Raw genomic sequence first — 14309 nt, forward strand, 5'->3', positions numbered from 1 at the left:
TCTTTCTTATTAAGGGTTACTGGCTGTTTTATTGGCTTTGATATCCGTTCCCAGGCGTTGCAGGTAGGCGATGAGCGCTATGATCTCCCGGTTATTTTTAACCTTGATCTTGTCCAGGTACAGATTATCGCTGATCTGTTTCGCCTGTTTATCCAGGTCCCGGTTGGCCATATTTTCATAACCCAAAGGATAGGGAACGCCTAATATGCGCATGGCGTGTATTTTGGCACGTGTCGTGGTCGTGTCCAATTTCTGCGAGATCAGCCAGTCATACTCCGGCATAATACTGCCGGGCGACATCAGGCGCGGGTCCATCAGGTGATTATAGTGCCAGGCATTACCATATTTCTGCCCTTCCCTGGCCAGGTCGGGTCCTGTACGTTTGGAACCCCATAAAAACGGGTGATCGTAAACAAATTCGCCGGCTTTACTGTACTCACCGTAGCGTTCCGTTTCCGAGCGGAACGGCCTGACGGTCTGCGAGTGGCAGTTGGAACAGCCTTCCCGGATATAGAGGTCCCTGCCCTGTAGTTCCAATGGTGTATAAGGCTTAACCGCCGCGATAGTTGGGATATTAGATGAAATTGTTAAAGTAGGCATCAACTCCACAAAGGTTCCGACAAGAATGACCAATAACGCGGCGATCAGCATCTGGATCGGCCGGCGCTCCAGCCTGCGGTGCCAGCTGCTTTCCGGGGCGATTTCGTGAGCTGGCACCAGCGGCATAGCTTGCGCCGCTTCATTAGCCACCAGCTTGCCCTGTAAGGCGGTACGTGTAAGGTTATATCCCATGACGATAACCCCAAGCAGGTACATGGCTCCCCCTGCGGCACGCATCATATGCATGGGGAGGATCTGGAGGGTCGTTTCTAAAAAGTTAGGGTATTTTAACATACCTTCGGGCGTAAATTCCTTCAGCATGAGGCTTTGCGTAAAACCGGCCCAATACATCGGAATGGCATAAAAAAGGATACCAAGCGTCCCGATCCAGAAATGAAAGGAAGCCATCTTTTTAGAAAACAATTCCGTTTTATAGATACGGGGTATCAGCCAGTACAGGATAGCAAAAGTTAAGAAACCGTTCCAACCCAATGCGCCGACATGCACGTGGGCAATGATCCAGTCGCTGAAATGCGCGATACCGTTCACCTGTTTGAGGGAAAGCATGGGGCCTTCGAAAGTGGCCATGCCATAAGCGGTAAGTCCGACAACCATAAATTTCAGGATCACATCATCCCTTACCTTATCCCAGGCCCCGCGAAGGGTCAATAAACCGTTGATCATACCGCCCCAGCTCGGAGCGATCAGCATAATGGAAAAGGCTACACCCAGTGATTGCGCCCAGCCCGGCAGCGTGGTATACAACAGGTGGTGAGGGCCTGCCCAGATATAGATAAAGATCAGCGCCCAAAAATGCAGGATACTTAATTTATAGGAATAGATCGGGCGGTTAGCCATTTTCGGCAGGAAATAATACATCATGCCCAAATAAGGTGTGGTCAGGAAAAATGCGACAGCATTATGGCCGTACCACCATTGTACCAGCGCGTCCTGCACACCGGCGTAACCCATATAACTTTTAAAGGGGGATACCGGCAGTTCAAAGGAGTTGACAATATGCAGCACGGCAATGGTAACAAACGTCGCGATGTAAAACCAGATCGCTACGTAAAGATGTCTTTCGCGGCGTTTAAAAATGGTACCGAACATATTCCAGCCGAACACCACCCAAATGATGGTGATGGCGATATCTATCGGCCATTCCAGTTCCGCGTATTCATGTGAGGTGGTAAAACCGAGTGGCAGTGTAATAACTGCGGAAACGATGATCAGTTGCCAGCCCCAGAAATGGACCTGGCTAAGCATATCGCTAAACATTCTTGCCTTCAGCAGTCGCTGCAGAGAGTAATATACCCCCATAAAAATAGCATTGCCCACAAAGGCGAAAATTACCGCATTGGTGTGGAGTGGCCGGATGCGCCCAAAGGTGGTGTACTGGTTGTGCATATTGGCGCCCGGGAGGAATAACTGGATGGCGGCGATCAGGCCGACGGTCATGCCAATGATCCCCCAGACTACGGTAGCAATACCAAAATTCCGGACGATCTTGTTGTCATAGTAAAATTTTTCGGGTTGCATAAATTGTTCTCTGTTTATGATGGTAAAATTATTCAGGCTTGTTGGCTAACCACATGACGGTGATGGGTTTTAAAAATGATCGTCATCATTTTTCTTCGGCATCCGGGTCGTCATCATCCAGCAGGATCCGCATGGATGGGGTATAGAGATCTTCGTGTTGCCCGGTACGCTGGGCCCAGAAAAATGCGCCCAGGAAGATCAGGGCAAGCAAAACGCTGCAGCCGATCAGGAAATAGATGATCGTCATATCAGGTTCCTCCTTTTCGCGGCAAAATGAGTAGCGAGTGTGGTAAATGAGATGATGGTCACCGTGCTTAGGGGCATCAGTACGGCTGCCACCAGGGGTGACAGGCGGCCTGTAACCGCGTAACTCAGACCGACCAGGTTATAGGTGAGGGAGATCAGGAAAGAAGCATGGATGATTTTCACCGTGTCTTTTGAAAAACGCAGGAATGCCGGCAAGTTATGAAAAGAGCGACCGTCGAGGATCGCGTCACTGCCCGGCGAAAAATTATTCACATCATCCGTGACCGCTACACCCAGGTCGCTTTGTTTCAAAGCCCCGGAGTCATTCAAGCCGTCGCCCAGCATCATGACCCTATGGCCCTGCAGCTGGAGCGCTTCGATACGGTCGAGTTTCTGTTGCGGGCTTTGGCTGAAGTGCAGGTGGCCCCTATCAGGAAAGAACCGGAGAAGTTCATCCCGTTCATGGTCCTGATCACCGGATAGCAGGTAAAGGGAATAGGCGGACTTTAACGCCCCTATCCGTTCCATGCCCTCACGATATTCCTGTAAAAAGGTAAAATAGCCGAGATAGCTGCCATCGATCATGATATGAACGCGGGTTACCAGTTTAGTTTCCGTAAAATAACCGAATAAAAACTTACCGCTGCCGATGCGCAGCAGGTGCCCGTTGATGGTGGCCGTAATCCCTTTACCGGGCAATTCCTGATAGTACGCGACGGGGAGTTTTTCCAAAGCCCCGAAGTATTGACAGATCATGCGGCTCAGGGGATGGATCGAATTAACACAGGCGCTGTAGATCAATTGTTGCTGGTCCCCCGTCAACTCCCCGCTTAAATCGATACGCTTGCCGCGGCCGGTAGTGATCGTGCCTGTCTTATCCATAACCAGCGTGTTTACGCGGGCCATCTGCTCCACTACCGCAGTGTTTTTGAGGTAAAAGAAATTACGGTCAAAAATGCTTAAAGCGGCCGACATGGTAAAAGGCGTACTTAATGCCAGCGCACAGGGGCAGGCCACAATGAGCACGGCGGTAAAGGCGTCGATGCCACGCCTGTAGTTAAAAGGCAACCAGGCCAGCAGCGAGCCTACGGCGATGGCGATCAGAACGATTGTAAAATATTTACTGACGGTTTCATTAAAGGTTTTCATGCGGTTATCCTGTTTGCGGGTAAACGCCTCATTATTCCATAGCTGGGTCAGGTAGCTTTGAGATACCGGCTTGATCACTTCCAGTTCAATGGCTTCCCCGGTCTGCCGCCCCCCTGCATAAATGATCTCACCTAATGTTTTATTAACAGGCACCGATTCCCCGGTTACGAAGCTGAAATCGATCAGGGCCTGTCCCTTCAACAGAATCGCATCAGCAGGAATGATCTCATTGTGACGAATCACCATGCGATGACCGGTCACCAGGCCGGAAAGCGGCACCGGTTTTTCCTTCCCTTCCGCCACGATCTGAACCGCAACCGGAAAAAAAGAACGGTAATCCCGTTCAAAGGAAATATGATGATAGGTTTTCTGCTGGACAAATCTTCCTATCAACAAGAAAAATACCAGCCCACATAGCGTGTCTGCAAAGCCCGCCCCGGTATGGGTGATCACTTCCGCCGCAGTCCGGAGAAACAGCACCGCGATACCCAGCGCCAGCGGAAAGTCGATATTCAGTATCCCTTTTTTTAAGTTATGCCAGGCAGAAATAAAGTAACCGCGACCGCTAAAAAATACCACCGGCAAGGTAAACAAGATGTTCAGGTAACCAAAAAAGTGTCTGAATGTCTGTTCATAACCCGAAAGCCCGAAATATTCCGGAAAGCTGAGCAACATCACGTTGCCGAAACAAAAACCCGCCACAGCGATCTTTTGCACGAGGTTGCCTTTTTCCGCTTTGTTCTGCTTCTGGATAATGTCCTGCAGGCTGATCAGCGGCTCATATCCTACGTCATACAGGAGTTCCGCCAGTTGCCGCAGGCTGAAGGTCTTCGGGTCGAACCGCACGATCAGCTGTTTCTTTAGAAAATCCACCCTGGAATAATAGATGGCCGGGTTAAAACGATTCAGTTGTTCCAGTAACCACAGACAGGAACTGCAATGGATCTGCGGGATATACAGGGTAATCACCGACAAGCGTTCGTCCGTGTAATCCAACAGTCCGGCCAGGATCACCGGATCATTCAGGTAATCAAACCGCTTATCCGTTCTTGCGCGCGTGGTACCCGGGTGATCATTATAATGATAATAGCTGCAAAGCCCGGCGCCGGACAATATTTCATAGACGCTCCGGCAACCCTGGCAGCAGAATTGTTTTTCTTCTATTTGATAAGACGTGGTCAGGCATTCGTCACCGCAGTGATAGCAGCTGGGTTTGACATGAGTTATGGTTTCCGGCATTTTAATTCATTTTCTTGCTCCAAAAATGAAGGATATGCCCCCTCCCCGGAATGATCCCGGGGACTTAAAAAAGTGATACCCGTCATTTTTAGTTCCTGAAATATTTTAATTTAAAAAAAGCCAGCCCCTCTTTCATTTCCATCACCGGGCATGCCGGTCCTGTTTTATGGCCGAAAAGTCCTCTTTTTGCAGTCCGCGGTCCCATTTTAACGACAGGGCTCCTTTTCAGCAGTCCTATTCCGATTGACCATGCTGAAAAAAAAACAATGTCAAATCCGGGGGATATGATCATGGTCATTTATTGAACGACCTTCACAAAATAGCTTTGCAGACAAATTCCTGCAATGAACACACACGAGATAATAGATGTAAGGGCGATTGAACCAGGTTTAAAGCATGTAGCCATCTTTGAAAAAATTGACGCCTTAGATCCGGGAGGCGTATTAGTTATCCGCGACAACCAGGGCCCGGGTCCGCTTTATGATGAGCTACAGGCCAAACGCGGGCCCGGCTTTCAATGGGAAACACTGAAAAGCGGGCCTCTGGTCTGGCAGATCAAGGTGATCAAAAAAAACCTGGATGAAGATCAGGAAACCATTGGCAGCATCGTCTCCCTGGATTACCGGAAGGCCCGGGTGTTGAAAGAACTAGATATCGATTTCATCTGCAACGGCACTCAAACGCTTCAACAAGTCTGCGCCGAAAAGAGACTTATGTATAATGATATCAGACAGTTATTGTTAAAAACAGGTTCGGCGGAACCTGACAAGGGAGCAAATTATTCCAACTGGGACCTGGCTTTCCTGACCAAATATATCATTGAGTTTCATCACCGTTTTGTTAGCATGCAAACCAGGTTTATTACCTCACTGGCGTATAAAGTCGCAGAATCCGACCGGGTACGCCACCCGGAGATCAAGCAGGTCGCAGATTTATTTGCGGACACAGGAAGCACACTCGAATTAAAAGGGATCAAAGAGGAAAAAACATGGTTCCCCTATATCAGCGCGTTATGTACAGCGCATAAAATCGGAATAGCCTTAAAGGAAGCAGACTTTGGGCCTGTTTCCGGGCTACTGTCTTTGACGCAGGCTGAAGGCAGGGTGCTGCTGGAGGATTTCCGGCTGATCAGGCAACTGACCAATGGCTATGTAGCTCCCGCCTATACCTCCAATACCTGCGCTATACTCTACAAGCTGCTTGCGGCTTACGAGGAGGACATTCACTTACATCTCCACCTGGAAAATAACATCCTTTTTCCCAAAGCGATTGTCTTGGAAAACCTCATGCGATCAAAACAATAGATCTCCTGATGTACCTATTTATTAAAATTTAATTGAATCAAATAAAAAATATCCATATGAGCCATACATTTCATATCCCCGTATTGGGACTGGGTTATTCCATTGACACGCCTTTAAAGGTCGGCCGTTACGGCATATCGTCCACCGTGTCTATTGTAGATGACGAACTGACAGAGCGGATGCGGCAATACCATGCACAGCTTAGCGGCGAAGCCTATATTCCCATTTTGAAAAAGGAGGAGGATGCAAGAGCCAGAAGGATCACCGCCTACCTGGACCTGATTGACCGCCTGGTTGAGCGGCAATTTGAGGCGATGAAAGCTTTGCCATTCGAAGCCGGGAATGACCTATGCCGTTATTTTGAACTGCTTCCTGAAAGCACGCGTTTAAAACAGGGATATGACCTGATGCAGGAGCTGAGCGACGAATGGCAAAAATCACACTTCCAGGAATTGCTCAAACGGGAAATGAAGCGGGGGGCCGTTGATGTCAACATCATGTCTAAAGTAGATAAGATGAATTATACAGCAAACGGAGATTCCAGTGGTGAGCTGAATACAGATGCACTGGCGGCACTCCGTGGTTTCGCCCGGAGCAGCCTACAGTCTTCCGTGATCCTGTCCGCGGGCATGAATCCCCGGCTTTACAGTTACTTAGAAACATTCGCGGATTTCTATCCCGACGAAAACGGCCTGATCCGTAAAAAAGTCACCCTGAAAGTGAGTGATTTCCGATCCGCCTTTATCCAGGCGAAGTTCCTCGTAAAAAAGGGGATCTGGGTATCCGAGTTCCGGGTGGAATCCGGGCTCAACTGCGGCGGCCATGCATTCGCGACGGAGGGGTACCTGCTTGGACCGATCCTGGAGGAATTCAGGGAGAAGCGCCGGGAAATGACAGCAGAACTTTTCCAGGGCTATCAAAATGCTTTACTGGAAAAGGGCATTACCTGCAGGGTTGCCCCCGGGCAGCGGCTGAGCGTTCAGGGCGGGATCGGTACGGCTTCGGAAAACGATTTTTTGCTGGATCACTACCAGATGGACGCTACCGGCTGGGGCAGTCCCTTTTTACTGGTTCCGGAAGTCACGAACGTAGATCAGGAAACCCTGGAACAACTGGAACACGCGGGGGAAGACGACTATTATGTAAGCGGGGCTTCTCCCCTTGGTATTTTGTTCAATAACTTTAAAAAGAGCACATCAGAAACACTACGCCTTGAACGGCTGGATAATAACCGGCCCGGCAGTCCCTGTACCAAAAAGTACTTATGCACGAATACGGAATTTACAGCAAAACCGATCTGTACCGCTTCCAGGGAGTACCAGCAGCTAAAACTGGAGCAATTGAATACACTGTATCTTCCCGGGCAGGTATATGAGCAACAATATCAATCCGTCGTTGAAAAAACATGCCTTTGTGAAGGCCTTTGCGCCTCCGCCTATATCAAGTACGATATGCTGAAACCCAGGGAAAACAAAGCGGTTGCTATCTGCCCCGGGCCAAACCTGGCTTATTTTTCCCGGATCTATACCCTGGACGAAATGATCAAACATATCTATGGCGCGGTTGATCTATTGGATAAGATCAGGAGACCGCATATGTTTATCAAAGAGCTGAACCTGTATATCGATTACCTGCAGCGTGACCTCCAATCCCAATTGAAGGATCTGAGCGATAAAAAGAAGAAACAACTGACGAAGTTCAAGTTACAGTTACAGGATGGTATCAGCTATTATAAAACACTTTTCACGGAAGCTACAGGCCAGAAGCAATTTGTTTTCCAGGATTGGATCAGGGAACTGACCAGCTCGGAAGCTAAATTAAGCGAAATAGAAATATAGGAACAAAAAGGAGCGGTATTTGCCATCGGTAAGAGCCGCTCCTTCTTATCCTTTTTTAAGGTTTCAGGGTCTTTGCGGAAGAATCAGGACCGGAATAGTGATATGATAAGTCACCAGGCTATGCTGTCCCCTTTTAAAGAACCTGGCCATTTGTTCCCTTGGCCCCTGGACGACAGCAAGCAGGTCCGTTTTTTTATTGGCGCTCAGCCAGCTCCAATCCTTCTGTATGTCCGTATCGGGAATACTACGAAAATAAAACCCGCCGCAATCCAGCTTTTGATATAAATCACGGTTAAGTTGCTTTTCGGCCGCTTGTATGCGGACGTCCGACGGATCTTCGTTCAGGTGGGCAACCATCAGCTCCGCGGCGAAATTTTCCATCAGGCCACCCAATTCAGCGATAGAATGGATATCCTCTTCATGAAGTTGCGAAGCAAAAGCGATCTTTTCAAAGTTCCTGACCGCAGCGCTTTCCGGTACGACAAGTACCGGAACAGTGGCCCAGTCAATGATCCGGTTGCAGGCATCACTGAGCAGATAAGTAGCGAGGTCATCACTACCGGGGGGAAAAGTAACGATCATATTTATTTCATTGTTTTGCATGATGGCTGTCATGATATCCACCATTTCCGGTCCTTCGCCATGAAACGCCAATCCGGGGACACAGGCGCCCGGAAATGATCTGTTTTGCAGTTCCAGTCCCATACGAAAGGTAAAATCTGCCAGCTCACTGACTGAGTCCGACGAATACGATAGCTCACCGGCCGCTACCAGATGCTGTAGATTTGCAGGAACGGTGCTCATGCTAAACAACAATACTTTTGACTTCATTTTCCTGGCCATATGCATCGCAAAACGGGTGGCATGGACAGATCTTTCTGAAAAATCGGTTAATACAGCGATGGTATTCATAACAACAGGCTCGATGTTTATGGTGTTTGCACTGCTTTTTCCACGGTCATGATCGCTTCCGTATAACTGAACAGTTCTTGCTTAGTCGCCTTAATGGCGGCAAATAAGGTTCTTAACGCTGTTTCCAGTTTATTGTATTTTTCGAGGAAGCCCAAATCCATTTCTTTTCTCTGGCCGCCAATGAAGGGCTCAAGAAAACGGAGAAACTCCGGTACCATTATTTTAAGGGACTCGAGATGCAGTTCCTGCTCCCGGATTTTTGCTGTAAGGTCCTGCGCTTTTGACGGAACCTCATTCAGCGTGCCCGTTTCCTGGTATTTACGCAGGATATTTTTAAAAAAATGCATTTCATCTTCTAAAAAAGAGAGGTCCTGCAGCCAATGCTGGCTTAAAATATACAGTTCCTGCAGTTCGTACTCCAGTTGACTGTCGGTTGATATTGTGCTCATAATTTTAATATTGATGAATCTAAACGGAGGATTTATCCGGAAAAATCAGCATGGGGATGTGGCTATGACCGGCTATTTTCTGGGTATGGCTGCCTTTTAGCAGGCCGGTAAAAAAACCGTGTGTATGATGCAACATCGCCAGCATGTCTACGTGTCCGTCTTCTATCAGCCAATCCAGGCCGGCTACTGCCCGGCTGCCCTTAATCAGTTCATAATCGATTTTCGGATAATCTGCTTTTTTCACCAGTTCTTTTAATGTTTCGCCCAGGTAATGTTGCAGCTGTGGAGTATTATGTTTTTCGTTGTTGACATGTACGAGCAAAATACCCGCATTCAGCGGTTCAGCGATCGCGGCCAGTTTATGGATACAGTTCAAATCTTCCTCCATGTCGCTAAAGTCAGTCGCAAAAGCTATTTTCTTTATTTTTCTGAAATGAGTTCCGGCCGGTACGAGCAACAGGGGAATACGGCTACTGTCAATCAGTCTCCGGACATGATTACCAATCATCCATTGACCCAAACCTTCATTTTGATGGGAACCAATCACCGTTAAACCAGAGTCCTGAAGATCAACAGCCTGGTTAACAATGTCACATACGGTACCAGACTCCAGGAAACAGGTAATTACCGGTTCAAAAGCATCTTGGGTGACATGACCGGAAAGTAAAGTATCTTTGAGCTGATTTAATTCTTTTGTACTGTCTTCCATTAAGCTATCATAAACATCCATGGGCCAGGCGACAATCCCAGCCTGAGGGATCTCCGCCGGAATGATCATGGCATTGCACAGCGTCACATCAGTTCTTAATTGTTTGGCAAGTTCAAACCCATAGCGGGCAACTTGTTTTGAACCGTCTGAAAAATCGGTAGTAATGACTATTGTTTTCATGAGTTACACATCTAATTTGTTATGTAAAGCTGGTGAAATGTAGGCGGCTAAAAACTGACGATGGTCACTTTTTATCGTGACCCTGCATCGTATTAAACGGAGCTATTGTTCAGCAATGCCTTCGTTAAAAAAGCGGGATGGAACACTTTGCTGGCCGGCAGACCGGCTGTCGTTTTATCCGCAGCGATCCGGAAACTCAGCAAAAGCTGCCGCGCGGGATGTGAAAGCCCGGACGGTCTTATCCTGACCGCTTCCTGTAATTCAAAATCGCCCAGCCGTTGAAAACAACAGCAAATCCCAAAAGGGCAAAAATCTGGTATTTAATGTCTGCCAGCCCGCTGCCTTTCAGCATAACCATACGCATTACTTCTATAAAATAAGACACCGGGTTGAATCTCGTGATCATTTGAGCCCAGGCAGGCATACTTTCAATGGGCGTATACAGCCCGCTTAATAAATTAAAGATCATCGTGACGAAAAAGGATACCAGCATGGATTGCTGCTGGGTTTGTGCATAGGTCGATAACAGTAAACCCAGGCCCAATATGGCCAGCAAATAAATAGTTGCAAAAATGTAAATGGTGACGTAGTGGCCAAGCGGAACAATCCCATAAACAAAGCGGGCGATCAGCAGGCCTATCGTCAGGACGGTTAAGGCCAGCATCCAGAACGGGATCAGTTTACCTAAAATAAATTGCGCCTTCCCGATTGGGCTCACATTGATCTGTTCAATTGTCCCCATTTCTTTTTCGCGAACAATATTATTTGAAGCAAAAGAAGATCCGATCATGGTCACCAGCATGACTAATATCCCGGGCACCATGAACACCCTGTAATTCATATGGGGATTATACCAGTCGGCTGTAGTAACCTCAATAACCGGTCTGGGATTGAAGTGCTGTTCGGGTATCCATTGAGCACGGATGTCCTGATTATCATCCTGTATAATACCCTGAATATAAGCGCCGCCAAGCCCGGCTTTAACTCCGTTTACGGCATCCACAGCAACCAGCAGGGGTGCCTTGTTTTCGTTGACCATATCCCTTTCAAAATGGGGTGGTATTTCCAAGATAAGGTCTGTTTTATCTGATTCAATGGCATTTAACCCCTGTTGAAAAGTCGCACTGTAATCTTTCAGCCGGAAATAACCGGAGGATACAATCTTGCTCACTAATTTCCGCGAGTATTCCGTATGGTCATGATCCACCACACCAAGATTGATGTTTTTAATCTCATAATCGGCCGCAAGAGGCAGTATGAGTAACTGGATCATCGGCATGATAAATAATATCCTGATGATCGCCGGGTCACGGTAGATCTGGATCAATTCTTTCCACAGCAAAATTTTCAGCATCCTCATCCCAGCCTGATTTTAAATTTATAAATACTTATGCCCAGCAGCGCGGTGGTCATTATAACCAGGATCAGGGTCTCCTTCCATACAGCGGTAAATCCTAAGCCTTTTATCATGACTTCTTTTACAATAATAAAATACCATTTAGCCGGAACTATATTGGAAATGACCTGTAGCGGAACAGGCATATTTTCGATAGGAAACATAAAGCCGCTGAATAGCAATGTTGGCAAAAACAGGCTCATCATGGAAGTGAACATCGCTGTTTGCTGCGTTTTCGCCGTATTGGAAATTAATATCCCGACGGAAAGCGAGGTGATGGTAAATAAAATACTTTCGGCTATTAATAATCCTAAATTGCCCGCTACGGGAACATCAAGCGCATAAACACTCAGCAAGAGAATACTGGCGATATTCAGCATCGATATCAACAGGTAGGGAATCGTTTTGGCTATAATAATGCGGAAGGGCTTTAATGGCGATACCAGGATGACCTCCATCGTCCCCATTTCCTTTTCCTTGACAATAGCGATAGAAGTCATCATCGCGCAAACGAGCATCAATACCAGCGCCATCACCCCCGGAACGAAATTGTAAGCGCCCTTTAATTCCGGATTGTACAGCATGCGTACCTCTGTTTTGATGGTATAGGGCAGCCTTTGATCCGGGTCTAAGGTTTGCTGGTAATCATTGATGACGGCTGTGGCATAATTGGTCAGGGTATTGGCTGTATTGGGATCGGAGGCATCGGCAATCAGCTGTATTTGTGCGTGATTGCTGTGTAAAAGATCATACCTGAAGGCAGGAGGGAATACGATGGCCATCCGGATCTCTCCTTTGCGGAACGTCGCTTCCATATCCTTGTAGGTGTAAACATTTTTGACGAGGTTGAAATACCGGCTTGCCGCAATTTCATCAGAAATCATGACCGTAGCCTCGTCTTTAGATTGATCAAAAATGGCGATCTTCGAATTCTTCACCTCGTTGGTCAGCGCGAAGCCATACAATATGATCTGTATAATTGGCATAAACAGCAGGATGAACAGCGTTCGCCGGTCCCGCCAGATATGGAGCCATTCCTTTTTAACAAAAATCAAAAACTGTTTCATTTTCTTTTGTTTAATCTCCTGTCCGTACCGCTTTTCTTGCCAACTGCAAAAACACACCGTCCATTGACGTTGCTGAATATTGCTCCATCAGATGAGCAGGTGTGTCTAAGGCGTCAATCCTTCCGTCAACCATAATGGAAACACGGTTGCAATATTCCGCTTCATCCATATAATGCGTAGTAACAAAAATGGTAATGCCCTTTGCAGATGCTTCATAGATCAGGCTCCAAAACTCCCGCCTGGTGATGGGATCAACGCCGCCGGTCGGTTCATCTAAAAAAACGATAGCAGGGTCATGGACGATGGCAATGGAAAAAGCGAGCTTTTGCTTCCATCCCAGGGGCAAAGCACGAACCAGGGTACGGTCCTGCCCTTCCATCTGCAGTTGCCTGAGCAACGTCGCTGTTTTTTCTTTTATTTGCGCTTCATTCAGGCCATATATCCCCGCGTAAAACCGGATATTTTCGCGTATGGTCAGGTCTTCATAAAGGGAAAACTTTTGGCTCATGTAGCCGATATGTTTTTTGATCTGTTCGTTTTGTTTGTATACATCAAACCCGGCAACGGTAGCCAGGCCCGAAGTTGGTAAGGACAGTCCGCATAACATCCGCATGGCCGTCGTTTTACCGGCCCCATTGGCGCCTATAAAGCCAAAGATCTCGCCTTTTTTAACGTCGAAGGTAATTTGATCCACGGCTGTAAAGTCGCCAAAACGCTTGGTCAATTCCCTGGCGGTGATCACTTTTTCTGTTTCCATCATGATACTTGCATCAGTGCCATAAAACAATCCTCAATATTGGGCTCGATCAATTTTATCTCTACCTCGCTGTAGTTCCCTGTATGTACTATGCGTTCCAGTTCTTCCCTGCTGTTTTCCTGTGATTTGAAAACCACGTGATGTACCTGGCCAAAGGGGTAACATCTTTCTATGGAGTCATCCTTTTTGATGTCATTCATCAACCTGAACATATCATTTGCTTTTACAGACCATAGCGGTTTTTTAAACTGGGCGGCAACGCCTTTGGGGGTATTGACCGATAATAATTCCCCTTTTTGTATGAGCGCAACGCGGTCGCAGCGGCTGGCTTCGTCCATATAAGGCGTAGATACCAGCATGGTGATGCCCTGAACCTTCAGCCGGTACAGCATCTCCCAGAACTCTTTACGTGAAACGGCATCAACCCCGGTTGTTGGTTCGTCCAGAAACAAAACCGATGGTTTATGGATGAGTGCACAGCAAAGTGCCAGTTTCTGTTTCATGCCCCCGGACAACTGTCCGGCCTTGCGTGTTTTAAACGGCTCAATTTGCTGGTATATCTCTTTGATCAGGTCATAATTTTCTTTAATGGTAGTATTGAAAATTGTCGCAAAGAATTCGAGGTTTTCCTGCACGGACAAATCCTGGTATAAGGAGAATTTTCCCGGCATGTAACCCACGCGGCTGCGTATTTGTTTAAAATCCTTTATCACATCAAAACCATCTACAGCAGCGCTGCCGCTATCCGCCAGCAACAGCGTGGTCAGGATACGGAACAGCGAGGTTTTACCCGCACCGTCCGGCCCGATCAGGCCAAATATTTCACCTTGATCTACGTCAAAGGAAACCCCTTTTAAGGCATTGACCACCGCGTTTTTAGCGGGATAGGTTTTTACAATATTTTCAACGATTATCGGCTTCATC

12 protein-coding genes are annotated in these 14309 nt (G+C 47.4%); 2 read left to right on the plus strand and 10 right to left on the minus strand.

Going from position 1 to position 14309, the window contains the following annotated elements; all coding sequences use genetic code 11:
- Positions 1–9: 9 nt before the first annotated feature.
- The 3 genes from ccoN to G7092_RS06115 all read right to left on the minus strand — a co-directional run bounded on the left by ccoN (position 10) and on the right by G7092_RS06115 (position 4773).
- Complete coding sequence (gene ccoN / locus G7092_RS06105) at positions 10–2139, minus strand: cytochrome-c oxidase, cbb3-type subunit I (RefSeq protein WP_166087232.1); 2130 nt, start codon at positions 2137–2139, stop codon at positions 10–12.
- A gap of 85 nt (positions 2140–2224) precedes the next feature.
- A complete protein-coding gene (gene ccoS / locus G7092_RS06110) occupies positions 2225–2386 on the minus strand; it encodes a cbb3-type cytochrome oxidase assembly protein CcoS (protein WP_166087235.1) in 162 nt (53 codons plus the stop codon).
- Positions 2383–4773 (minus strand): heavy metal translocating P-type ATPase, encoded by a 2391-nt coding sequence (locus G7092_RS06115; RefSeq protein WP_166087237.1) that lies wholly within the window; start codon positions 4771–4773, stop codon positions 2383–2385. The genes ccoS and G7092_RS06115 overlap by 4 nt, the downstream gene beginning before the upstream one ends.
- Before the next feature lie 344 nt (positions 4774–5117).
- Here G7092_RS06115 and G7092_RS06120 point away from each other — a divergent pair, with 344 nt between their 5' ends.
- Both G7092_RS06120 and G7092_RS06125 read left to right on the plus strand, forming a co-directional pair.
- Positions 5118–6077, plus strand: coding sequence for a DUF542 domain-containing protein (locus G7092_RS06120; protein WP_166087239.1), 960 nt, complete (start codon positions 5118–5120; stop codon positions 6075–6077).
- A gap of 56 nt (positions 6078–6133) precedes the next feature.
- A complete protein-coding gene (locus G7092_RS06125; protein WP_166087241.1) occupies positions 6134–7915 on the plus strand; it encodes a hypothetical protein in 1782 nt (593 codons plus the stop codon).
- 63 nt (positions 7916–7978) lie between these two features.
- On the opposite strand, the gene G7092_RS06130 is transcribed toward G7092_RS06125, so the two are convergent.
- From G7092_RS06130 to G7092_RS06160, 7 genes are all read right to left on the minus strand, one after another.
- The gene (locus tag G7092_RS06130; RefSeq protein ID WP_166087244.1) at positions 7979–8827 is read right to left on the minus strand and encodes a universal stress protein; all 849 of its coding nucleotides are present in this window, start codon (positions 8825–8827) and stop codon (positions 7979–7981) included.
- A gap of 17 nt (positions 8828–8844) precedes the next feature.
- Positions 8845–9276 carry a hypothetical protein gene (locus tag G7092_RS06135; RefSeq protein WP_166087246.1) on the minus strand — a complete coding sequence of 144 codons (432 nt, stop codon included), beginning with the start codon at positions 9274–9276 and terminating at the stop codon, positions 8845–8847.
- 19 nt (positions 9277–9295) lie between these two features.
- Complete coding sequence (locus tag G7092_RS06140; RefSeq protein ID WP_166087248.1) at positions 9296–10165, minus strand: universal stress protein; 870 nt, start codon at positions 10163–10165, stop codon at positions 9296–9298.
- A gap of 238 nt (positions 10166–10403) precedes the next feature.
- The gene (locus G7092_RS06145; RefSeq protein WP_166087250.1) at positions 10404–11525 is read right to left on the minus strand and encodes an ABC transporter permease; all 1122 of its coding nucleotides are present in this window, start codon (positions 11523–11525) and stop codon (positions 10404–10406) included.
- The gene (locus G7092_RS06150) at positions 11522–12628 is read right to left on the minus strand and encodes an ABC transporter permease (protein ID WP_166087253.1); all 1107 of its coding nucleotides are present in this window, start codon (positions 12626–12628) and stop codon (positions 11522–11524) included. The genes G7092_RS06145 and G7092_RS06150 overlap by 4 nt, the downstream gene beginning before the upstream one ends.
- A 10-nt stretch (positions 12629–12638) precedes the next feature.
- Complete coding sequence (locus tag G7092_RS06155) at positions 12639–13388, minus strand: ABC transporter ATP-binding protein (protein ID WP_235953786.1); 750 nt, start codon at positions 13386–13388, stop codon at positions 12639–12641.
- Entirely contained in the window at positions 13385–14308 is a 924-nt protein-coding gene (locus tag G7092_RS06160; protein ID WP_166087255.1) for an ABC transporter ATP-binding protein, read from the minus strand. The genes G7092_RS06155 and G7092_RS06160 overlap by 4 nt, the downstream gene beginning before the upstream one ends.
- Position 14309 lies beyond the last annotated feature (1 nt).

The organism is Mucilaginibacter inviolabilis (assembly GCF_011089895.1).
Taxonomy (GTDB): Bacteria; Bacteroidota; Bacteroidia; order Sphingobacteriales; family Sphingobacteriaceae; genus Mucilaginibacter; species Mucilaginibacter inviolabilis.

Bases quoted from the DNA above. Each gene is read 5' to 3' on its own strand.
- ccoN (WP_166087232.1), bottom strand. From the start codon at position 2,139: ATGCAACCCGAAAAATTTTACTATGACAACAAGATCGTCCGGAATTTT.
- ccoS (WP_166087235.1), bottom strand. From the start codon at position 2,386: ATGACGATCATCTATTTCCTGATCGGCTGCAGCGTTTTGCTTGCCCTG.
- G7092_RS06115 (WP_166087237.1), bottom strand. From the start codon at position 4,773: ATGCCGGAAACCATAACTCATGTCAAACCCAGCTGCTATCACTGCGGT.
- G7092_RS06120 (WP_166087239.1), top strand. From the start codon at position 5,118: ATGAACACACACGAGATAATAGATGTAAGGGCGATTGAACCAGGTTTA.
- G7092_RS06125 (WP_166087241.1), top strand. From the start codon at position 6,134: ATGAGCCATACATTTCATATCCCCGTATTGGGACTGGGTTATTCCATT.
- G7092_RS06130 (WP_166087244.1), bottom strand. From the start codon at position 8,827: ATGAATACCATCGCTGTATTAACCGATTTTTCAGAAAGATCTGTCCAT.
- G7092_RS06135 (WP_166087246.1), bottom strand. From the start codon at position 9,276: ATGAGCACAATATCAACCGACAGTCAACTGGAGTACGAACTGCAGGAA.
- G7092_RS06140 (WP_166087248.1), bottom strand. From the start codon at position 10,165: ATGAAAACAATAGTCATTACTACCGATTTTTCAGACGGTTCAAAACAA.
- G7092_RS06145 (WP_166087250.1), bottom strand. From the start codon at position 11,525: ATGAGGATGCTGAAAATTTTGCTGTGGAAAGAATTGATCCAGATCTAC.
- G7092_RS06150 (WP_166087253.1), bottom strand. From the start codon at position 12,628: ATGAAACAGTTTTTGATTTTTGTTAAAAAGGAATGGCTCCATATCTGG.
- G7092_RS06155 (WP_235953786.1), bottom strand. From the start codon at position 13,388: ATGATGGAAACAGAAAAAGTGATCACCGCCAGGGAATTGACCAAGCGT.
- G7092_RS06160 (WP_166087255.1), bottom strand. From the start codon at position 14,308: ATGAAGCCGATAATCGTTGAAAATATTGTAAAAACCTATCCCGCTAAA.